Below are 23,477 nucleotides of genomic sequence, written 5' to 3' on the forward strand. Positions count from 1 at the left end.
TTCAGTTTGGAATTTGGGATTTAAAATTTGGAATTTAAATAAACTAATGCAATTCCAGCATCACATGATAAAAAAATAGCATTTTTAATCATTATTCTCTCTTTTATCTTTGTCAAAAATTAAAGCCTAAATAAAAAAATGACATTCAGCCATTCCATTAAATCTTTTGACGAATTAACCAATCACGAATTGTACAATATGCTTCGATTAAGAAGCGACGTTTTTGTGGTCGAACAAAACTGCCCTTATCTCGATTTGGATAATAAAGACCAGAAAGGTTTTCATTTGTTGTATTATGTAGATAACGAATTGGCAGGTGTGACCCGTTTACTTCCAAAAGGAATATCGTATGATGAAGTTTCGATCGGAAGAGTTGTCATTGCAAGATCGCATCGCGGATTAGGTTTAGGAGTAAAACTAATGGAAGCTTCGATTGCGGGATGTGAAGAAAAATTTGGAAAAGGTCCAATCCGAATTAGTGCGCAATACCATTTATCCAAGTTCTATCAATCTTTGGGATTTGTAGAACAAGGTGAAGTGTATGATGAAGATGGAATTCCGCATATCGGAATGCTGAGAGCTTAAAGATTTACGGAATAATCAATTTTAAAACATTGGAAAGCACAGGATTATGATCTTCGGTTCTCCAATTGACATATAAATCGGTTTCTAGCGGTAATTTGATAAATCGGATTCCTGGAATTTCATGAAAGACATACGAATCGGGTAAAATGGCGATTCCAAGTCCCTTACGAACCAAAGCGATTATAGAAGACCCAAATTCAGAATGAAGATATACTTCTGGAGCGTTCTCCAAAGAATGGAATAATCTTCGGATAATATCGCTATAACTGCTGCCTTCATCATTGGTTGGTAAAATAAACTTCTGAGACGCAAGTGTTTCTTTGGTCAGGTCCTCAGGCGTTTGATACGGATGATCTGCTGGAACCACAACAGCCAAATGATCGGTATGTATTTTTTGAGATTGAATGTCTTTAGCATTATTAATATCTCTGGTAATCGCCAGATCTATTTTATAATTTCGCAGAAAATCCTGCTGATTCTCGTACAGCACCTGAACCAGTTTGATTTTTAGTTTTGGAAAAGCTTCTGAAATACGCGACAAAATTTCGGGCATAAGAGAAGCCGAAATAGAATCGGGATGAGAAATGGTAATCGTACCGCTCTCTCCCAACTGAATCTGGCGGGCAGATTGATGAATAAACTCCAGTTTACTCAATTCGACCTCCCATTTTTCTTTTAAGAATTGACCGGCAGCAGTAAGTTTGACATTGCGTTTGTTACGTTCAAACAACTGAACGCCAAGCTGATTCTCAAGAGACTGAATCTGGCGGCTGAGTGCCGATTGTGTAATATTCATTTTTCCGGCGGTGTTCCAGAAATGAAGTTCGCGGGCTAAAGCCAAAAAATATTTAATCTGCTGTAAATCCATTGATGCAATTTACGCATTTATTGCAAACAAAAAACAGCTTTTAACGCATTAAAGAAACAAAAAATGAACACGCTAAAAATAATTCCAGCAACAATCGATGACGTTTTTAAACTTCAGGCTATTGGCCGACAAACCTTTTCTGAAACCTTTGCCGATGTAAACAGCGAAGAAAACATGAAAAAATATCTGGATGAAAGCTTCGCTACAGCAAAATTGGCTGCCGAACTGGACAATCCGTCATCCTATTTCTATTTAGCTGTTTTAGACGAAAAAGTAGTAGGTTACCTGAAACTGAATACAGCCGATGCTCAAACCGAAAAAGAAGATTTAAATGCCTTAGAAATAGAACGTATTTATGTCGCAAAGGAATTTCATGGTAAGAAAATCGCACAGGCATTATATGCTCAAGCAGAAGAAATTGCAGAAGAAATAAAAGCTTCGTATATGTGGCTAGGCGTTTGGGAAAAGAATTTCAGAGCAGTAAGTTTCTACACTAAAAATGGTTTTGTACAATTTGACACTCATATTTTTAGATTAGGCAACGATGAACAAACTGATTTAATGATGAAAAAAGTATTGATTTAAAATGGAAAGAAGACAGCTACTATTATTTCTATTAATTCTTGGCACTGCCTTTTGGGGAGTTTCTTACTCCGTTACCAAAATGGCAATTGGCCACTTTTCACTCAACATTTTTTTATTTTATCGTTTCCTGCTTGCTGTACTGGTATTGAGCATTGTTTTTTGGAAATACGTTAAAGACATTAATCGAGAAGCTATTAAAACCGGTTTTATACTTGCCGTTCCCATGTTTTTAGGGATTCAATTGCAGACGACCGCATTAAAATATACCGATGCTTCACAATGTTCTTTCATCGCAGGACTAACAGTAATTATTATTCCGATGTTGAAGTTGGCGATTTACAGAACAAATACGCCTTTAAAGATTTGGATTGCCGCTCTCACTGCTTTAACGGGATTATTTATTATTGCTATAACAGATAAATTTACCATAAACGTCGGCGATTTATTTACCATCTCTGGCGCATTTGCTTTTGCCGTTTATTTGATTTCTGTCGAAAAACATTCGGCTGCCAAAAATCTTTTGTACTCGATTGTTCCTATGTTTGCGTTTTGTGCTTTATTTACTTTTTGTATTGCACTTACAGATTCGCAAGCGGTTTGGTTGCCTAAAAACGATACGTTTTGGCTGGGTGCTGTTTACTGCGCTTTGTTTTCTACAGCATTTATGTACACGGTTTCAAACATTTCACAACGTTATTTATCGGCAGAACGTGTAGCGGTTATTTATTTGTTCGAACCTGTTTTTGGGGCAATTGGAGCGTTTTTCATTTTAGGAGAAAACCTTTCATGGCGACTGCTTTTGGGCGGAACTTTAATTTTCTCGGCCACTATTATTTCTGAAGTCAATTTTAAAAGTAAAAAATTAAAAATGCTGATTAGAAAAAACTAATATTTTAAAAGATTTCACGCAGATTTAAAAAGATTTAAGCAGATTTTATTTTATAATCTATTTAAATCCGCTGAATCTGCGTGAAAAAAAACTTATTTACAAAGGCAAAAGTGTGTCTTCGGGATCGCAAGGGAAATAAATAATAATATCGGTACCTTGATTTGGTTTCCCTTCTGCTTGGATATCTCCTCCAACTGTCTGCATAATCTTTTTACATAAAGCAAGTCCAATGCCCGAACCTGTATAGTGTTCTTGCGTGTGAAGTCTTGTAAAAACTTTAAAAATAGATTCTGCATATTGCTGTTCAAAACCAATACCATTATCAGAGAAACGAACCCAGTGACAATATACTTTGTATCTATCGTGTATCAGAACAGGTTCCTGAGAAGCTGTGATTACAATTTTAGGCTGTCTTTCTGAGGAAGCATATTTGATTGAATTCTGAAGAATATTATTAAACAACTGGCGCATTAAAAAACTGATAGCGTGAACTTCCGGAAGATTTTCATGCTCAATGATGGCTTGACTTTCTGCAATAGTTTCATGCATTTCTTTAATCGTAGACTTCAGTATTTTGTTTAAATCTACTTCTTCCAGCTTCTCTCTTGTGTTTTTTATACGGGTATATTTCAGAATATCTTCCAGCAAGCCACTCATTCTGTTGGCAGATTTAGAAACGCGCTGCAAAGAATTCGAAATTGATTCTGTAGAAATAACATCTAGTTCCGAAAGCATTTTAGAAGTAATAAGCTGAATTTTACGCAACGGTTCCTGCAAATCATGCGTACTGATCCAGTTGATGTTTTCAAGCTCAGAATTGGTTTCTTTCAAAATTTCACTTTGACTACGATACTTCTCTTCCTCTTCACTTAACATTATCAAAATCAAATGATTGTATAAAGCATGAGTATATTGAGAAGCAGCATTAATTTCATAGAGTTTCCAGTTACTGCTTTGGTTTTTTACTATTTGTTTATAAATATTGTATGAGTTTCCTGGATGGAGTCCTTTACTGTCTTTTACAATTCTTTTTTCTGGATCGCCTCCCCATTTAATTTCTGAAATCGTTTCTGGTCTAAACCATATTACATGCCCATTGTTACCTAGTGAATGGTAAATAATTCCAGCGAAATTAGAATTTTCATCAAATTCTGGAAAATGGTCACTAATCTTATTCGTTGAGAAAAAATCAGTATTCTTTTTACTTTTGAGATGTCTGAGTAAATCAATAATTTGTTCATCAGATGGCGTTAAACCATTTTTATAGATTTTATCTCTAGTAATAATAGATACACCAGAAGCATTTGCGATTTCTAACAATTGTGGTGCACTAACAATTTTTTCTAAAGACTCTTTTAAAACAGGAAGCTCCAAGCTAGTCAACTGTTCTAATGCTAAATTCGTTTTCTGGGCACTAAGATACTCATCATTAGATTGTCTAATATCGATTTGAGAAGTAATAAACTGTCCCTGAAGTTTTGCTGCAAGCCTAATTTCAGGAGATATATTTTTCTTTGAATAATGATGACAGGCAATTAATCCCCATAATTTTCCATGATGAATAAGAGAAATCGTCAATGTTGCGCCAACTCCAATATTTTTCAAGTATTCTACGTGAATAGGCGATGTACTTCTTAAAATAGAAAGACTTAAATCGAGATTTTTCCCCTCTTTATCATCAACCGTGTAAATTGGAACAGGCTCATAATCAATATCTACAATCAGCCTCAACAGATTCTTAATATATAATTCTCTTGCTTGGGCTGGAATATCGGTATGAGGGTAATGCAATCCTAAAAAAGGTTCTAAATCTTCTCTGCAATCTTCAGCAAAAACTTCTCCGTTATATTGTTCATCAAAACGATAAATCATTACACGATCATAACCCGTTATTTCGCGCGTTCCTTGTGCTACAAGGGCGCAAAGATCTTTAAGCGAAGTAGTTTTATTCATCTGACTTACAAACTGAATCGTTTGTTTGTAAGCATCAGCGAGTTTTTCTTGATCTGCAAATAGTAATTCAGCTTCAAGAATGTAAATTCCTTCACTTTTATGAATGTTTATTTGAAATAAGCTACCCAACAATTCTATCTCAAGAGGAAAAGCGTCTTTAAACTCATCTCCGTTTGTGTAAGCTAAAATTTCATTTTCGGCGGTAACTCCAAAAACTGCTGCAAAATCTTTTCCTAACATTTGAGTGTGCGAAATACCAAAATAAGCAACAACATTTTCTGTACAGAAATCTATTTTCCATTGCAGTGTTATACCAAGCAAAAAACCGTGAGGCTGAATCTGACCTGGTATGTGTATAGGTTCATGCTCACAGTTGGTTAACGTAACGATATCGCGATTAACTATATCCTTAAATTTCATTCTTTTTATTTGCTCTCAAAGTGATTATAAATACTATCAAAAGCAAATACAGCTCCTTCTATAATACTATCTCCACAATTATTTTCTTGTTCGTATTCAGAAAGAAAATTCAAGAAAGATTTCCAGAAACTTCCTGTTTTTTCTCCATAACCATTAAAATAAGAAACGCCTTTATCTACTGAAAGTTGCGGTACTTTTGAAACATTTTTTAAAATAAATCTTCCGCCCAGTGTGGAACCTTCAACCACATATAAAATACCAAGTGCAAAAGGAACTGAAATTTCTTCGATCTTAAAAACTTTCTCTGAAGGAGTCAATTCGTAATTTAAAAATGAAAGATCTGCTTCTATAAGCTGTTTTTTTCTTCTTTGTTCTAAATCGTCAGTCAGGTTAGCAAACAAAGGAAAAATAGTTTCCTCTGTATCTTGATGAACATCATGCATCAAATTTAAGTATTTCGCATATTCCTCAATTTTCATGTCTGGCGACATAATGGACTTTGAAACAGGAAGTTCTTCTAATTTTTTATGAGAATCAGCAGTTCGTGTTTTTAGATCATTAAGAAAACTAGAAGCTATTGCAGAAGTTGGATTTGTACTCATTAATTTAGTATTATTTTATTTATAAGAGTCAATTTGGCAACTCCTCTTTCACAAATTTAAACAAAAAAAATTAGCCGAATTTTAAAAACACTTTTTAAACGTTGTTCTGTTAATCTTCAACCAAAGAAATCTCAAAAACAGTGCTATTGTTTTCGCTTTTATACGAAATATAACCGCCGTGCGCCTCAATAATATTTTTAGACAAAGTAAGTCCGATTCCTGCTCCTTCGGTTCGGGTGGTGAAAAACGGAAGAAATATCTTTTCTTCAATTTCTTTTTCGATTCCTTTTCCAGAGTCTGAAACTTTTATAAAAACACGATTGTTTTTGGCTTCCGCCGAAATCGAAATTTGCTTCAGACTGCTGTTTTCTAAAGCATTAATCGAATTGGTCAATAAATTGATTATCACTTGTTCTATCTGTTGAGAATCGACATTGATCAAAATGTTTTGGGCAACGGCATTGGTTACTTCGATATTATTTTTCTTAAACAAGGGATTCATAGTCTGAATACAATTGTCAACCAGATACTGCAATTCTGTTTTTTCTTTTTTAGGCGAAGGAAGCATGGCCAGTTTTCTATACCCCTCAACAAATTTCTGTAAATGATCGCTTCGTCTCAGCATCGTCTGCACACTGTTTTTTATGTCTTCTAAGTCTTCTGTCGAAAGCGAATCTTGCTCTACTAAATCCTCCAAATTCTGGCAAATCGAACGAATTGGCGTTATAGAATTTAGCAATTCATGTGAAATCACTTTCATCAAATTAATCCACGCATCTTTTTCTTTTTTCTCTACCACATTCTGAATCGAATCTAGCAAAACAATAAAATAATCCTGTTCGAAAATTTCAGTTCGTGAAGCTTGCAAAACAAAGGTCTGTTTGCTTTGTTCATTTATACTAATCTCGATTGAAGTTTTAATTTCGTGAAAATCATCTTCTTCGATTATTTCACACAAAGACGGCAGCTGATTTTTAAGATATCTCCATTTCGAAACTTTCGGGACATTAAAATGACTCGAAAAATAATCGTTCATCAAAAAAATACTCCAATCTTTTTCTTGTTTCTGCAAAATAATAACACCCGATTCTATGTTGTTTAAAATCGAACGGTAAATAATATCTCTTGTAACTTGCTCATTTTGTTTGTTTTTTAAGGTTTCATACAAAGTGAACAGCTCATTATAAGTACTGTTGAATTTATGCTTAGAAAAATCAGAACTAAAATCATCCTGCAATATCGAAGAAATGGTTTTGTTATAAATCAAGACCATATTTCTAACATAAAAATACATTTCTCTGCCCAACAGAAAAACCATGCAAAGGCCAAAAATTCCTGTAAAAAGCAAACCAATTCTAAAGAAATAGAGCGACAATTCAATTCCGATCACGATAAAAATTAATCGCAGAAAAAGGAGTTTGTAAGTTTGTAAAGTCCTTAACATAATTAATCGATATTGATATTAAATTTCTCCAAACGTCTGTACAATGCACCTCTTGACAAGCCCAGTTCTTCGGCCGTTTTGCTGATATTGTTGTTGTTTTTGAGAAGTGCTTTTTCAACCGTTGCTTTTTCAACCGACGAAAGCTGAATATCATCTGAGTTTTCCTCGTAAGGCGTTATCGTTTCTAAATCGAGATCAGAAACCGTTATGGTGTTATTTTCGCAAAGAATAACTGCACGTTCAATCTTATTTTCCATTTCTCGAATGTTTCCATTCCATGCGTGTTTTTCAATCTGTTCCAAGACTTTTTTATCAAAAGTAATTTCGTCACGGTTATATTTTTCAATCATTTTATCCAAAAGATATTCGGCAAGCGGAATCTTATCTTCGTGCCTTTCCCTTAGCGGAGGCAAAACAATTTCCATCGTATTTATGCGATAATACAAGTCTTCACGGAAGTTTTTATCGGCAACTTCTAGTTTTAAGTTCAAATTGGTTGCTGTAATAATTCTAACATTCAAAGGTCTTGCTTTCGTTTCTCCCAACCTTGTTACGGTTTTTGTCTGAATGACTTGAAGCAATTTTGATTGCAAATGAAGTGGTACATTTCCTATTTCATCCAAAAAAATGGTTCCGTTTTGCGCCATTTCAAAACGTCCCGCTGTATCCGTTTTAGCATCGGTAAAAGCGCCTTTGGCATAACCAAATAATTCGCTTTCGAAAATATTCGAATTTAAAGACCCCAAATCAACTGCAACAAAAGGCTGATTTTTTCTTTCAGATTGGGTATGAATATGATGTGCTAGAACAAATTTTCCTGTTCCGTTTTCACCTAGAATCAAAACATTAGCATCGGTTTTTGCGACTTTATCTGCCAGCGAATAAGCCTTTTTTATAATTTCAGAACTGCCAACAAAAAAGTCCTCTTTTATCTCAACCTCTTTAGTTTTCTTCTGTTCTTTTCGGGCTTTATCTACAGCTTGCTTTACCGATTCTAAAAGCTTTTTATTTTCCCAAGGTTTCAAGATATAATCAAAAGCACCCGATTTTAAACCTTCAACAGCCGTTTCTACTTTTCCGAAAGCCGTCATTAGAATTACCACTGTTTTAGGCGAAAGCGTTTTTATTTCTTTTAATAAATACAAACCTTCCCTTCCATCTTCAAATCCTAATCTATAATTCATATCTAAAAGGACAACATCAATGGCATTTTTTGCCAATAATTCGACAATATTTTTTGGATTATTGAGGGTATAAATGTTTTCAAAATACTTTTTCAGATAGACTTTTGATGCAAAAAGAATGTCTTCCTGATCGTCGATGATTAAAATAGATGCGTTGGTCTTTTTCATTATTGTTCAGTTTTGGACGAAAGGTGTCCACTTATGGACAGTTTAAATTTTTATTGAAAAATAATCCCTTAAAAACAAGGTGTTTACAATGTTTAATTTACTGGCACGAAAATCACATTAGAACTTGTAAATCACTAATTATTAACCCCTTTCGGAAGTAAAAATAACAAAATAAATAGCGATTACACATTGTAAATATTTTAAAACCTAAAAAATAAAACAACTAAAACCACTATCTTTCATGACGTCCAATCATTTAACAATTCAATCTAATTGGTTATCAAAATTTTATTTAAGTTTCCTCTCAATCGTAGGCGGAGTAAATGCCTTACTTTTTGTGATATTACCTATTCTCCCATATAATCTCACAAAATTTATAAATGCAGCAGGAATGTTGAGTTTATTAGCTGCCATTTTATTTTCGTTTCTATTTTCATTCTATTGGAATTATAAAGAAAAAAACAATAACATAAATTCCGAAAAATACAAGACTCTACTTATTGAATTATTACGATTTTGGATTGCCTTTCATGTTTGCATTTTTGGTTTTGAAAAGATTATCGACGTTAACTTTTCATTTTCTTATCACATAAATGATTCTTTGGCAAGTACCCTTACAGGTCAAGAACTTACTTGGAAATACTATGGTTATTCTTATGGACTTTCGATAATAGTTGCCATATTGCAAATTGCGGGAGGTATCGCATTATTATTCAGACGATCTATTTTACTCGGATTAGTAATGCTTATGCCAGTAATGTTCAATATTTTACTGATTAATCTATTTTATAATATTGGTCCCATTACTTGCTTAACCTCAATAATAATTATGCTAGGTTTAGCTTATTTATTATGGCAGTATAAAGAAAACATAATTGCTTTATTTAATCATTCTTCAAAAGATTATTCTATAGTAAAAAATAAAGCATTGCGTAATTCTGCAAGAGCCTTTTGTATAATAATACCCTGTTTATTTGTACTTTATTACAGCCATAAAGTTCAGCTTTCTAAAAGATATTTTGGAAAATGGAAAGTTGAAAGCATATCGCGCAATGGCAAAATAATCCCTGACAATGCATGGGAAAAAGATAGTTCTGCATGGAAAACCATTTATATTGAAGAAAGAGAGAAGATTTTTTTCTGTCCAAATCCAAATATGTATGTCGACAGCGCATCAATATTCATGAAATATCGATTTGATAATATAAAAAATACCTTTAAAGTGATTTCGTATGAAAGAAACTTGCAGAATCCCGATACAATTCCTGTTCAAATTAATAATTTCGACAGCAATTCTATGCAGTGGAATATGGTATTGTATAAAGACACAATCAAAATGCAATTAAAAAAAATCAAATAATCAATCAATCAAAAATTAAAACAGTCAAATTATGATTACAATTACCAAACTTTCAAAAGTATTTAGAACTGAGGAATTAGAAACCAAAGCATTAAGTGAAATTTCGTTAACTATCAATCAAGGCGATTTTGTATCGATTATGGGGCCGTCTGGAAGTGGAAAATCGACTTTATTAAACATTATTGGATTGCTAGACAGTGCTTCTAGCGGAAGTTATAAACTTCTTGATCAGGAAATGGTAGGTTTGAAGGAAAAATCTAGAGCGCAAGCCCGAAAAGAAAACATCGGATTCATTTTCCAGAATTTCAATTTAATTGATGAATTATCTGTTTTCGATAATATCGAATTGCCTTTAATTTATAACAATGTTCCATCTGCCGAAAGAAAATCACGCGTAAACGAGATGGCGAAAATTTTGGGAATCGCGCACAGATTGAAACATTTTCCACAGCAACTTTCGGGCGGACAGCAACAGCGTGTAGCCGTAGCGAGAGCTTTAATCAATAATCCGAAAATTATTCTAGCCGATGAGCCAACAGGAAATCTAGACAGCAGAAACGGAAATGAGGTTATGGAATTACTAACCGATCTTCATGCCAGCGGTTCGACAATCTTGATGGTAACACACTCCGATTACGATGCTTCTTTTTCGCAAAGAACTATTTTAATGAAAGATGGCGAAATCCTTTCTGAAAAAGTAAATCATAGAAATGTGGACGTTTTGGTAACTGCTAACAACTAGTTTATGCTAAAGAATTGGATTAATATATTTATATATCAATTAAAGCATAACAAGCTTTTCAGCATCTTAAATATTCTTGGTTTAAGTATCGGAATTGCAGGACTAATCTTTGCAACGCTGTACTGGAACGACGAATATTCGTATGATAAATGGAATCCGTCGAAGGATAAAACATTTATTGTTATGAATAATGTGAGAAAAGGAAATATTTTTGCTACAAACTCTGCTATTACAGCGCCACTTCTAAAATCGTCTACTCCATATGTAGAAAATTATTGCTATTTTACTGATTATTACTCAAAGGAGACGATTCAATATAATGGCAAAACAGAAATTGTAGATAAGATTTTTTCTGCACAAAAGAGTTTCTTTTCTTTTTTTCCATATCAATTCAAATACGGCAATCCGAATACTGTGCTTCAAGAACCTCAAAGCATTGTATTTTCTGAAGAAACTGCTTTTAAATTTTTTAAGAATGAAAATCCAATCGGAAAACAGGTAAAATATGATGACAGAACCTATATAGTTCGTGGTGTTTATAAAATACCTGGAAAATCGGTTGTCATGCCTGACGTGGTTACTAACAGCATTGAAGAAAGTCTTGAAAGAAATAAAGATCATTGGGGCTTCAATTATGGTTTAATGCTAAAACTGAAAAAAAAGAATGACGCTCCACTGGTAAAAAAAGCGCTAGATGAAATATTCTTAGAAAAAAATTATAAAAGACAGGCACGAAATGAAGGCATGACGCTTGAACTATTTATAAAAACATACGGAGAACCTTTGAAAACCATAGTAGTTCCATTTGAAAATTCTAGGCTCCACAATGAAAGCTATCCATTTCCAGAAGGAACAGGAAGCCTTCAGTTTTTACGAATCTTAATGGGATTATCTATTGTCATTTTATTGCTGTCAATTGTCAATTATATCAATTTAGCTACCGCTAATGCTATAAAACGTGCAAAAGAAGTGGGTGTGAGAAAAATTATTGGTGCTACAAAAAGACAGATTGTGCTTCAATTTGTATTTGAAACTGCTTTGACCATGCTTTTTGCTTTATTATTGGCACTCGTAATTGTCGAAGTTTCTCTGCCATTTTACAATCAGTTTTTAAACAAAGAATTGGTTCTTGCGGGATCTCAGTTTTATCTTCAGCTTGTTGTAATCTTTATCCTTGTGGTTATTGTAAGCGGCGTTTTTCCTGCGGTTTATATTTCAAATTTTGAGGTTTTGAATGTTCTAAAAGGAAATTTTTCGCACAGCAAAAATGGTTTATGGCTTAGAAATGCCATGCTTGTTTTACAATTTTCGATTGCTGTTTTCTTTATCATCGGTTCTATTGTTGTGTATCAGCAAGTTCAATTTATGGTAGAAAAAGATTTAGGCTTTAATGGATCACAGTTAATGAATATCTCTTTTAGGGAACAAAAAGACAAAGGTCAATTTGAGCGATACGTAAGCATAAAACAAGAACTGAAGAAAATTCAAGGTGTTGAAGCGGTTTCTGCGGCTGCTTTTTCTATTGGAAGTGATTGGAGCTCCAGAGGCGGTTTGCATTATAAAAATAATCCGGAAGTTATCATTCAGCAATTGGGTTCAGATTTTGGAATGCTGGAAATGTTAGGCGTTAAACTGCTAAAAGGAAGATTCCTGACCGATAAACTAGTTTCTGATACGATTTCTAATGTTTTACTGAACGAAGTGGCAGCTAAAACAATGAACGAAAAAAATCCTGTGGACAAAATCATCGATTGGCAGGGCGAAAAATATAAAGTGGTCGGAGTTGTAAAGAACTTCCATTGTTCTGGTCTTGATAAAGAAATTAGTCCGATGATCTTCTTTCATATCAATGCCCAAAAATGGACACAGAGAAACATCGAATCTATTACAGTAAAGGTTTCTCCTAGAAATATGGATCAGACTATTGCTTCGCTAAAGAATTTCTGGGTCAAAAATGTAGATGCCGAATATCCTTTTGAATATAGTTTTGTAGACAAAAATTTTGCGCGCACTTATAAAAAATACCAAGATCAAAGAAACTTATTTGCTTTATTGAATGTTGTTGTAATTCTAATTGCCGTTTTCGGGCTGTTTGCCCTAGCTTCTTTTTCTATGGAAAGAAGATTAAAAGAAATTGCAATAAGAAAAACACTTGGCGCTGAAACCAATATTTTACTGAAAGAATTGTCTAAACAATACGTGATCTTCTGTATAATTGGTTTCTTAATCGGAATTGTTCCTGCTTATTTATTACTGCAGAAATGGCTTAAAAATTTCCCATTCCGAATAGATATCACTCTTCTACCCTTTTTTCTTGCTTTTGTGTCTTTGCTTTTCCTTACACTGACAATAGTTTTAGTAAAAGCCTATCAAGTAACAAAAGTGGATGTTTTAAAATACTTAAAATACGAGTAAGATGCTTAAAAATTGGATTAACACATTTATTTATCAGATCAAAAACAACAAACTGTTTTCGATTTTGAATATATTAGGATTATCAATAGGAATGGCCACTTTAATTTTTGCCATTCTCTATTGGAACGACGAGCATTCTTACGATCAGTGGAATCCCGAAAAAGATCAAGTTTATTCGGTCTTAAATGACATTGGCAATAATAATGTCTGGACATCAAACGCTGCAACGACAGGGCCAATGCTAAAAGCTGTTTCTACAGATTTAGACAGTTACTGTTATTTCTATGGCGATTATGCGAGAGATGTTATTTCGTATAATGGCAAAAAGGAAATGATCAGCAAAATTTTTACGGCTCAAAGTAATTTTTTCTCCTTTTTTCCTTTTCAATTTATGTATGGAAACGCGAAAACAGCTCTTCAAGACAGAAACAGTATTGCTTTATCTGAGGAAACTGCCGTGCGATTATTTGGAAATGAAAACCCGTTAGAAAAACTGGTAAAGTATGAAGGACAGATTTTTACCGTTAGAGGCGTCTATAAACTATCACAAAAATCTTCGGTAATGCCAAATGCCATTACTACCTTAATTGAAGACGATTTAAAAAGAACAAAAAACGAATGGAGCTATCATTACGGACTTGTCCTTAAAATAAAAAATCCCAAAGCAACTCCAGGAGTAATAAAAACGATCAATCAGCTTTTCTTTGATAATTGCACCAAAGTGTATGCAAAACAAGAAGGTTTACCAATTGCTGAGTTTATAAAAAAGTATGGAGAACCTGTAAAATCAAGTTTGCTTCCGCTGTCTGAAGCACGAATGTACAAAGGCAATTTTCCTTTTCCTGAAGAAGGCGGAAAACTGCAGTACATTATTATTTTAATGGGATTATCTATTTTGATTTTATCGCTTTCAATTGTAAATTACATTAATCTCGCTACGGCAAACGCCATAAAAAGAGCAAAAGAAATTGGTGTTAGAAAAATTACTGGCGCAAAAAAAGGACAAATTGTATCGCAATTTATCTTTGAAACCGCTTTAACTACCATTTTTTCAGTTCTATTAGCTTTGGTAATTGTCGAAATTTCGCTTCCTGTTTACAATTCTTTTCTTGATAAAGATCTGGTTTTAATTGGTTCTCAGTTTTACATTCAATTAATTTTAATCACTTTACTTGTAATTGTAGCTTCTGGAGTTCTACCTGCGGTTTATGTTTCAAATTTTGAAGCTTTAAAAGTTTTAAAAGGCAATTTTTCTCGCAGTAAAAGAGGAATCTGGCTCCGTAACGGAATGTTGGTTTTGCAATTTGCGGTAGCTGCTTTTTTCATTATCGGATCTTTTATTGTGTACAAACAAGTTAATTTTATGGCTGAGAAAGATCTTGGTTTTCAAGGAGCTCAGGTTTTAGACATTACTTTTAAACCAAAAAAAGATGTAACACAATATGAACGCTATAAAAGAATTAAACAAGAGATTGGTAAAATAAACGGTGTAGAAGCGGTTTCTACAGCTTTATTTGCCATGGGAACTCAAGAAAATTCCTGGTCAAGTGCGAGTTACAAAAACATCCCTCCTTTTTTGATACAAGAAATGGCAATGGATTTTGAAATGCTCGATATGCTGGGTGTGAAAATATTAAAAGGTCGAAAATTAAATCCTGTTTTTTCATCCGACAGTATTTCATCTGTTTTGTTAAATGAAACTGCCGCAAAACTACTTCTCGAAAAAGACCCTTTGAATAAAACACTCGTATGGAGAGATCAAAAAGTAAAAGTAGTCGGAATTGTAAATGATTTTAATTACTTCGGAATGGAAAGCCAAATTGGTCCAATGATGTTTTTTTATGTCACAAAAATCAACGGAGTCAAAGACGATATACGCCATATTTTTGTCAAAGTTTCACCAGACAACATGAAGGAAACCATCGCAGGAATCAACAAATTATGGATACAAAAAATAGACTCTGAATATCCTTTTGAATACAATTTTGTAGATAAAAATTATGCTCGAACCTACAAAAAATACGAGAATCAGAGAGATTTATTTGGTTTGCTAAATATCATCGTAATCTTAATTGCCGTTTTCGGATTATTCTCTCTAGCCTCTTTTTCAATGGAAAGAAGACAGCGTGAAATTGCAATTAGAAAAACGCTCGGCGCAGATACCACTATTTTGCTGAAAGAACTGTCCAAACAGTATGTGCTTTACTGTGTAATAGGTTTCTTAATCGGAATGGTTCCAGCATATTTACTGCTAGAAAAATGGCTTGAAAATTTTGCCTTTAGAATTACTATTCCGCCTCTGCCGTTTTTCTTTGCTTTTGTATCACTGTTGTTTCTAACCCTTACAATTGTTTTAGCAAAAGCCTATCAAGTAACCAAAGTAGATGTGCTGAAATATTTAAAATACGAGTAACTCATTTGCTTTTTTATTTCACACTTCCCATAGTTACCTGGTTAATAGGGTTTTGACAGATTCTAGCAGACTATTTTTTGATTAAAAACAATCTGCTAGAATCGGCAACCCGAGTGATAGCAAACAGGCGAAGCAAATCTATATGAAACTAACCACCCAACCATAAAAACACCAACAAAATGCTAAAGAACTGGATCAATACATTTATCTATCAAATCAAACACAGTAAGCTTTTTACTGCCCTCAATATTCTCGGATTATCAATAGGAATTTCAGGCTTAATTTTCGCGCTTTTGTATTGGAACGACGAACAAAACTACAATTCTTGGAATCCAGAAAAAGATAAGGTGTATCAGGTTTTAGTGCAATTAAGTGGCATGACATCTTGGTCAGAATGTGCTTTATTTTTGAAACCAGCTTTGGATGCAGATCCAAATATTGAAACCGCAATGTATGGGGAAGATTGGTATCAAAAAGATAAAATTGTTTACAAAGGAAAGAAAGAATTTGTAGATAAAATTATTAATGTACAACGCAACTTTTTTTCCTTTTTTCCTTTTGAAATCATAAAAGGAAATGCTGTTTCGTCCATTAAAGACGATTCTAGCATTGCGATTTCAGATAATATTGCAAAAAGAATCTTTGGAAACGAAAATCCAATTGGAAAACAAATTGAATGCTTTAATCAAGTATTTTCTGTTCGCGCAGTTTATCGAATTCCGGGAAACTCATCGATCGCGCCAAATGTTATAATCAATACAATTGAGAAAGAGATGGATTACTCTGTAATAAATCCGTTTGTTTTTAAATTATTGCTAAAAGTTAAAGATCCGTCAAAAGTTGAAATTACAAGAAAAAAACTGGAACGAATCTATAATTACGATTTCATCAAACGCTTAGCAAAACAAGAAGGCTTTACGTTTGAAGACATGGGAAAGAAAGTAGGATATTTTAATGTCGTAATAGAACCGCTTTCGAAAGCCAGATTACAGTCAATAACAGACGGTTATCCTGAAGGCAGAGGCAATTATCAATTTTTAATGATTATGATGGGTTTATCCATTTTGATTCTCATTTTATCAATTATTAATTATATTAATCTCGCTACCGCAAATGCTGTAAAAAGAGCTAAAGAAGTTGGCGTGAGAAAAATTACAGGCGCTTCCAAAACAAATATTATCTATCAATTCCTTTTTGAAACAGTTTTAATAACTTCATTTTCAATTCTATTGGCTTTAGTTATTGTAGAAATAGCCTTGCCGTTTTACAACAATTTCTTAAACAAAAATCTCATTCTATTGGGCAATCAATTTTACTGGCAATTAATTCTAATTTTTATAATTACAGTATTTACAGCTGGCTTACTTCCATCTATTTACGTAGCCAATTTTGAAACTTTGAAAGTTTTAAAAGGAAATTTTGGAAGAAGCAAAAACGGAATCTGGTTGCGCAATGGAATGCTGATTTTTCAATTTGCAATTGCTGCTTTCTTTATAATTGGTTCCTATATTGTTTATGAACAAATCAGGTATTTACAAAATAAAGATCTTGGTTTTAAAGGAGATCAGGTCATTTCTGTAGCATTAAATTTTCCGCCAGGAGAATATGAAAACCAAAATGTAGAAAAAAATATTTACAGCAAATACAGTCTCATAAAACAACAGCTCAGTAAAATAAAAGGTGTTCAGGAAATTTCGACTGGTCTTATTGCTTTTGACGGTTCTGATAATTTTATCAATCCCGTTCTCTATAATGATGAACTTTTTAAAGAACGAACAATTGCATTAGATTATGGCATGTTGGAGATGCTCAATATTAAAATGGTAAAAGGGAGAAATTTTGATCGAAAACTAGCTTCTGACACTATCAATTCGGTTATCATAAATGAAAGTGCTTTAAAACAGATGAATATTAAAGACCCAATTGGTAAAGAATTGATCATACGAGGACAAAAATTACGAATCATTGGTATTGTAAAAGATTTTAATTTATTAAGTCCAGAAATGCAAGTGCCTCCCATCTCCTTTTTTCATTTAAAGACTTTAGGAATGGCGCGTGACATCAACAAAGTTTTCATTAAATTAAAAATGGATGACTCCGAAAATACCATTGCAAGCATAGAAAAATTATGGTCAAAAATCGACACAGAATATCCATTTAAATATGATTTTGTCGATAAGGAATATGCTAGAACCTACGAGTCTTATGTAAAGCAGAAAAATCTGTTTTCTCTACTCAATGTAATTGTGATTCTTATTGCCCTTTTTGGATTATTTGCTTTAGCATCTTATTCCATTCAAAGAAGAATGAAAGAAATTGCGATTCGAAAAACTTTGGGCGCAGAAACCAATATCTTATTAAAAGAACTGTCTAAACAATATGTAGTTTACTGTGCAATAGGTTTTCTTATTGCCGTATTTCCTGCCTATGTTTTATTGCAGAAATGGCTGAATAATTTTGCTTTTAGAATCGAAATTCCGATGCTGCCGTTTCTACTTTCCTTTTTGCTTTTATTATTTCTAACCTTATGCATAGTTTTAGCAAAAGCCTATCAGGCAACAAAAGTAGATGTCCTGAAATATTTAAAATATGAATAATTAGTTTTGAGTTTTTTTATTTCACGCAGATTTGATAAGATTTAAGCAGATTAGGCAGATGTTTTTTAGATTTTAAAAATCTGCTAAAATCTGTAAAATCTGCGTGAAACTAATCCACAAAGCACGCTTTGCATTAATGTGTTTAAATATTTAAAATACGAATAATTAGTTTTAAGTTTTTTTATTTCACGCAGATTTGATAAGATTTAAGCAGATTAGGCAGATGTTTTTTAGATTTTAAAAAATCTGCTAGAATCTGTAAAATCTGCGTGAAACTAATCCCGCAAAGCACGCTTTCTATTAATGTGCTTACGTATTTAAAATACGAATAATTAGTTTTGAGTTTTTGCAAAAAGCTGTGCAAGTCTGAGCCCTTGCCCAGCTTTTTTTATTTTGATCAAGCGTAAAATCGTTTTAAAATTTCCTTTGCATTGTCTGAAGCTACAATCAATCCGCCGCTCATCATGATAATGTCTTTGAGAACCAGACGGCCTCCGACAGAAAGATACGGAAAACCAAATTCTGGTGTTGGAAAATCTCCGCCCAAATTCGGAACGTAAACTTCGGGTGTTGTAATTAAAAACGATAAGGTTACAAATGCCATTACGAACGTTAGAAGTCCACCCAGAAAGCCGATTTTAGGATACCAAATTCCCAAAAGCACCAACAAGCCAATGGTCACAATAACAGTTCCTAATCCGTAAGAGAAAATATAGGTTCCGTTGGTTTCGTGCCATTTAATGTTTTTCTCCACAGTTTTACCTTCAGCGTTTTTGTAAAGTGTATAGGCTTTGACGGTTTTACCATCCTCATTCACAACTTGTTTATTGGCATCTTTATAAAAGAAACTCATAAACGGACTATTGGCAACTAGCGGAACAATTCCGTCAGCTTCATATTTAAAAGCTTTTAATCCGCCAATCCAAGCCATTACAACAAATATGGCAATTCTTAAAAAGTGAATAAAGTTGTTTTGTCCACCAGCAATAAATCGTATAAATTTTTCCATTTTGATTCTGTTTTAAATACATACCAAAATTACTATACTGCTATCTGGATAAAAATGGACTAAAAGGAGTTTTCATGGACTATTTTGCCACGATAGAAATGCCAACTTCTTTTCGGAATTCTTTAGGCGAAATGCCCACACTTTTCTTGAAATATCGGCTGAAATAAAATTCGTCTTCAAAATTAAGATCGTCTGCAATTTCTTTTATCGTCTTCGTTGTTAAATGCAGTTGTTTCTTGGCTTCCAAAACAATTCGGTCCTGAATAAGCTGAGAAGGCGATTTTCCGAAATGCTTTTTGATTCTTTTACTGAAAGTATTCACACTTAAATTGTACTTAGAAGCATAAAAAGCGACTTCTTTGGCTTCAAGAAAATGAGTGTCTAACAAATGCTGAAATTTCAAAATATCAGCATTTCCAATAGATTCCTGAATCTGTGGTGACATTTTGAGCTGTTTTTCTTTGCTGCTCAAGGCGAGAATAACCTGTAAATACGATTTTAGAATCGAATTATCATAATCGAGTTTAGAGTCTTCTACCCTTTTCATTCTTTCCATAATGCTCGTGATTTCTTCATAAATAAAATCAGAAACCGTCACAAAAGGTTCGCTATAAATATCATTGAATAAAATTCCGTTGCAGGCCACTTCTTTTTTATGGTATTCAATACAGTAAAAATCGCCATGAAAACTGAGAACATTTATGAAAGATGCAGTCGAACTTTTCCATTGCAATAACTGATATGGCGTTAAAAATAAAAGGCATTTTCCTTGGCATTCGTAATCGGTTAAATCAACAGAAAAAGCCGCTTTTCCATCAAACATTAAAATGTTGTAATACGGCTCGTTGATTCCCTTTTCAAGAAAAGAAGATTGTTTCAGTTCGATTTTCATTTTACTAAATTACAGATTTGTTTTTGTTTCACGCAGATTCTGCAGATTTGAGGAGATTAAAACTTCAAAACTTTGCGCATTAGCGGCTTTTCGAGATTATACTTTAAGTCTCTTTTTCCATCCATCGAAAAATTGCTCATTAAGGCGTAAAGTTTTATTTATATTCATTCTTAAACCGATTTTGACATTCGTCAATGTTTTTCTCCCTTATTAGCTTTATTTTTGGAAATGATTAATTTTTGAGAAATGATGAGTGAACTTGAGACCTTAATTCAAAGCAGATTACAACTGGAAAACGATGACCTTAACACCATTCTTTCCCGCTTTAAATTAATACAAGTAAAAAAGAATGAACCGCTGCTTAAAAGTGGAAACGTGGCAGATAAAATCTATTTTATAAAAAAAGGTTGCCTGCGATTGTATTACAGCACCGAAGATCATAATATCACGACTCGTTTTATGGCTTTTGAAGGTACTTTTCTAACTTCAATTGTTAGTTTTATTTCTAGAGAACCAAGTACAGAATATATTGAAGCTGTAGAAGCTTCGGAGCTTTTGGCAATTTCTTATGACGATTTTTTTCATCTTCGCAACACCATTCCGCAATGGGACAAAATGTATATCTATATTCTAGAATATGGTCTAACGGTTATTACTTCAAAACTTAGCAGTTTGTTGACACAAAATGCTGCCGAACGGTATCGAAACCTTCTTAAAAACAACCCAGAACTTATTCAGAGATTGTCCAATGCCAATCTTGCCGCATATCTTAATATTTCGCCAGAAACATTAAGCAGGATAAAATCACAGATCTAAACAATCTGTTAACTATCAAAAGACAAAAAAACAACATTAAAAAACATTTTCTATCATGAGAAGTGATGAAGTAAAAAAAGGCGTTCAACGAACTCCTCACAGATCCTTATTGCGAGCTACGGGCTTGAAAAACGAAGATTTCAGCAAACCTTTTATCGGAGTGGCCAATTCGTTTATCGAAATTATTCCGGGACATTTTTTCTTAAATAAAGTATCTGAAATTATCAAAGAAGAAATTCGAGCCAATGGCTGCGTTCCTTTTGAATTCAATACAATTGGAATTGATGACGGAATTGCAATGGGACACGACGGAATGCTGTACTCGCTTCCGAGTCGTGAAATTATCGCCAACTCTATAGAAAGCGTAATGAATGCGCATAAATTGGATGCCATGATCGCAATTCCAAACTGTGACAAAATTGTTCCAGGAATGATCATGGGCGCTTTACGCGTTGATGTTCCGACTATTTTTGTAAGCGGTGGACCAATGTCTAAAGGTTACACTAAAAACGGAACAGCAATTGACTTAGCAACAGCATTTGAAGCGGTTGGAAAACACGAAGCTGGAAAAATCTCTGACGAAGAGTTGTACGATATTGAATGTAACGCCTGCCCGAGCGGAGGAAGCTGTTCTGGAATGTTTACCGCAAATTCTATGAATACCTTGATGGAAGCAATGGGAATTGCACTGCCTGGAAACGGAACTATTTTGGCTCAGACACCAGAACGCGAACAATTGTATCGCGAAGCAGCAAGGAGAATCTGTGACATTGCTAAAGATCAGCATTTAATAGAGAAATTCAAATTGAAAAATATCTTAAACGAAAATGCCGTTCGTAATGCCTTTGCGGTAGATATGGCAATGGGCGGAAGTACCAATACCGTTTTACACATGCTTGCAATTGCCAACGAAGCCAATGTCGATTTTAAACTGCAAGACATTAATACCATTTCTGGAAATGTTGCCCATATTGCCAAGATTTCGCCAAGTTTAAGCACCGTTCATATGGAAGATATCAATAGAGCTGGCGGTGTAAATGCAGTTATGAAAGAAATAAACAAAAGAGGCTCGGGTGTTTTAATTGATAATCTTACGATTGGAGGCGAAACATTATTGGAAAAAATTGCGAATGCCGAAATTAAAGATACCACTATCATTCATACCATTGATAATCCGTACAGCAAAGTGGGCGGATTGGCTATTTTGTATGGAAATCTCGCAGAACAAGGTGCTGTTATTAAAACAGCAGGACTAACAGGAGACCGCGTGTTTACAGGTAAAGCGGTTTGTTTTGACGGTCAGGCCGAAGCAATTGCCGGAATTATGATGGGAAAAGTAAAAGCAGGAAACGTAGTAGTTATTCGTTATGAAGGCCCAAAAGGCGGACCGGGAATGCAGGAAATGCTTTCGCCAACCAGTTTGATTATGGGTATGGGACTTGGAAGTTCTGTAGCCTTGATTACAGACGGAAGATTCAGCGGTGCAACCAGAGGCGCTTCTATAGGACACGTTTCTCCAGAAGCGGCAGAAGGCGGAATGATTGGTCTGGTTAAAGATGGAGACGAAATTCATATTGATGTAGATCAGTATATTTTGTCTGTTAATTTAAGTGATGAAGAAATCGCAGCAAGAAAAGCCAATTTCAAACCATTGAAAAAACCTTTAAATTCTAAATGGCTTTCACAATACCGAGCTTTAGTGACCAATGCCAGTACGGGAGCTGTATTAAAAACCGATTTAGATTAAATTTTAATTTTCTAAAGAAATAGAACCAAAAATGTCCCAGAAAATTAGCCTTTCTGGGACATTTAAGGTTGAATAATCTAATTATTAAAAGCTGGTTTCATACTATATTCCTCTTTAATTCAGGAAACAGGAATGCACTGGAAGTTGGTACAATTCTTCAAAATCTACTCCTACGAGATTTAGGCTTTTAAAAAATGTTTTGACTTTATTCTTTGCCTGTTTATTCAATCCAGTATAAAATATTTCATCAGCATTCTGCTTTTGGTTTATTGCAGAAAACACTTCTGGATTAACGATATTAAGCACTCTTATAGCATGAGCTTCCGGCAAAAGAGAAACAATAATTTCAGGTGATGATTTTGAATTTGGCTTCAAGCATTCTAAACTAAAAATAGGATTGCTCTCGTATATGATTACTTTTTCGTTCATATCTGGCAAATCTGTCAGGAACAATCCAACATCTTCACGCGGAATAAACACTATCAAAATGCTGGCTTTTGCGGCTTCGTCTTTGCTTACCAATTTTACATTCTTTCCCAAAGTCTCAGCCATATCTTTAAACTGACGATTTTCGCGGGTAGAACTTAATAAAACCTGATGCCCAGCCCCGATCGCACGGTTCACAAAATCCATTATAAAACTACATAAACCAATTACCCCTACCTTCATACGTTTTGTACTTTGCTTTTAACCTTATAACGTAAATATAGCATTGCAAAGTACTACAAGGCTTTTTTTACTGTGCCAATAAATCTACAACGTTGTAGATTTAAAACTACAAACCTCAA

General features: G+C 34.0%; 18 protein-coding genes. 10 read left to right on the top strand and 8 right to left on the bottom strand.

The genetic code is table 11. The annotated features are described in order from the left end of the window. The first annotated feature begins 138 nt into the window (after window positions 1-138). The gene (locus SOM12_RS19785) at window positions 139-585 is read left to right on the top strand and encodes a GNAT family N-acetyltransferase (RefSeq protein WP_320495052.1); all 447 of its coding nucleotides are present in this window, start codon (window positions 139-141) and stop codon (window positions 583-585) included. 4 nt (window positions 586-589) lie between these two features. Here the strand turns inward: SOM12_RS19785 and SOM12_RS19790 are convergent, their stop codons facing one another. Continuing rightward, complete coding sequence (locus tag SOM12_RS19790; RefSeq protein WP_095927506.1) at window positions 590-1,453, bottom strand: LysR family transcriptional regulator; 864 nt, start codon at window positions 1,451-1,453, stop codon at window positions 590-592. Between the two features lie 63 nt (window positions 1,454-1,516). Here SOM12_RS19790 and SOM12_RS19795 point away from each other — a divergent pair, with 63 nt between their 5' ends. Both SOM12_RS19795 and SOM12_RS19800 read left to right on the top strand, forming a co-directional pair. Continuing rightward, a complete protein-coding gene (locus tag SOM12_RS19795; protein ID WP_320495053.1) occupies window positions 1,517-2,038 on the top strand; it encodes a GNAT family N-acetyltransferase in 522 nt (173 codons plus the stop codon). A 1-nt stretch (window position 2,039) separates the two neighbouring features. After that, window positions 2,040-2,927 carry a DMT family transporter gene (locus SOM12_RS19800; protein WP_320495054.1) on the top strand — a complete coding sequence of 296 codons (888 nt, stop codon included), beginning with the start codon at window positions 2,040-2,042 and terminating at the stop codon, window positions 2,925-2,927. A 96-nt stretch (window positions 2,928-3,023) separates the two neighbouring features. Here the strand turns inward: SOM12_RS19800 and SOM12_RS19805 are convergent, their stop codons facing one another. The 4 genes from SOM12_RS19805 to SOM12_RS19820 form a co-directional block, all read right to left on the bottom strand. Beyond that, entirely contained in the window at window positions 3,024-5,300 is a 2,277-nt protein-coding gene (locus SOM12_RS19805; RefSeq protein ID WP_320495055.1) for an ATP-binding protein, read from the bottom strand. A gap of 5 nt (window positions 5,301-5,305) precedes the next feature. After that, the gene (locus tag SOM12_RS19810; RefSeq protein WP_320495056.1) at window positions 5,306-5,902 is read right to left on the bottom strand and encodes a biliverdin-producing heme oxygenase; all 597 of its coding nucleotides are present in this window, start codon (window positions 5,900-5,902) and stop codon (window positions 5,306-5,308) included. Between the two features lie 109 nt (window positions 5,903-6,011). Further along, window positions 6,012-7,346, bottom strand: coding sequence for a sensor histidine kinase (locus SOM12_RS19815; RefSeq protein ID WP_320495057.1), 1,335 nt, complete (start codon window positions 7,344-7,346; stop codon window positions 6,012-6,014). Between the two features lie 2 nt (window positions 7,347-7,348). After that, entirely contained in the window at window positions 7,349-8,698 is a 1,350-nt protein-coding gene (locus SOM12_RS19820) for a sigma-54 dependent transcriptional regulator (protein WP_320495058.1), read from the bottom strand. Between the two features lie 241 nt (window positions 8,699-8,939). Here SOM12_RS19820 and SOM12_RS19825 point away from each other — a divergent pair, with 241 nt between their 5' ends. The 5 genes from SOM12_RS19825 (at window position 8,940) to SOM12_RS19845 (ending at window position 18,225) form a co-directional block, all read left to right on the top strand. Further along, window positions 8,940-10,058 (top strand): hypothetical protein, encoded by a 1,119-nt coding sequence (locus tag SOM12_RS19825; protein ID WP_320495059.1) that lies wholly within the window; start codon window positions 8,940-8,942, stop codon window positions 10,056-10,058. A gap of 31 nt (window positions 10,059-10,089) precedes the next feature. After that, a complete protein-coding gene (locus SOM12_RS19830; protein ID WP_320495060.1) occupies window positions 10,090-10,800 on the top strand; it encodes an ABC transporter ATP-binding protein in 711 nt (236 codons plus the stop codon). A 3-nt stretch (window positions 10,801-10,803) separates the two neighbouring features. Beyond that, window positions 10,804-13,215 carry an ABC transporter permease gene (locus SOM12_RS19835; protein ID WP_320495061.1) on the top strand — a complete coding sequence of 804 codons (2,412 nt, stop codon included), beginning with the start codon at window positions 10,804-10,806 and terminating at the stop codon, window positions 13,213-13,215. A 1-nt stretch (window position 13,216) separates the two neighbouring features. Continuing rightward, window positions 13,217-15,628, top strand: coding sequence for an ABC transporter permease (locus tag SOM12_RS19840; protein WP_320495062.1), 2,412 nt, complete (start codon window positions 13,217-13,219; stop codon window positions 15,626-15,628). A gap of 179 nt (window positions 15,629-15,807) precedes the next feature. Continuing rightward, the gene (locus SOM12_RS19845) at window positions 15,808-18,225 is read left to right on the top strand and encodes an ABC transporter permease (RefSeq protein WP_320495063.1); all 2,418 of its coding nucleotides are present in this window, start codon (window positions 15,808-15,810) and stop codon (window positions 18,223-18,225) included. Window positions 18,226-18,622: 397 nt separating this feature from the next. Here the strand turns inward: SOM12_RS19845 and SOM12_RS19850 are convergent, their stop codons facing one another. Both SOM12_RS19850 and SOM12_RS19855 read right to left on the bottom strand, forming a co-directional pair. Further along, window positions 18,623-19,234 carry a DUF417 family protein gene (locus tag SOM12_RS19850; protein WP_320495064.1) on the bottom strand — a complete coding sequence of 204 codons (612 nt, stop codon included), beginning with the start codon at window positions 19,232-19,234 and terminating at the stop codon, window positions 18,623-18,625. A 79-nt stretch (window positions 19,235-19,313) separates the two neighbouring features. Then, window positions 19,314-20,126: an AraC family transcriptional regulator gene (locus SOM12_RS19855; RefSeq protein ID WP_320495065.1), complete on the bottom strand. Its 813-nt coding sequence runs from the start codon at window positions 20,124-20,126 to the stop codon at window positions 19,314-19,316. Between the two features lie 246 nt (window positions 20,127-20,372). On the opposite strand from SOM12_RS19855, the gene SOM12_RS19860 reads away from it, so the two are divergent. After that, complete coding sequence (locus SOM12_RS19860) at window positions 20,373-20,942, top strand: Crp/Fnr family transcriptional regulator (protein WP_095927519.1); 570 nt, start codon at window positions 20,373-20,375, stop codon at window positions 20,940-20,942. Between the two features lie 55 nt (window positions 20,943-20,997). Further along, complete coding sequence (gene ilvD, locus SOM12_RS19865; RefSeq protein WP_320495066.1) at window positions 20,998-22,689, top strand: dihydroxy-acid dehydratase; 1,692 nt, start codon at window positions 20,998-21,000, stop codon at window positions 22,687-22,689. Between the two features lie 114 nt (window positions 22,690-22,803). Here ilvD and SOM12_RS19870 read toward each other — a convergent pair whose 3' ends face one another. Further along, window positions 22,804-23,358: an NAD(P)-binding domain-containing protein gene (locus SOM12_RS19870; RefSeq protein ID WP_320495067.1), complete on the bottom strand. Its 555-nt coding sequence runs from the start codon at window positions 23,356-23,358 to the stop codon at window positions 22,804-22,806. Window positions 23,359-23,477: the final 119 nt, after the last annotated feature.

This window comes from Flavobacterium sp. CFBP9031 (assembly GCF_034044945.1).
GTDB lineage: Bacteria > Bacteroidota > Bacteroidia > Flavobacteriales > Flavobacteriaceae > Flavobacterium.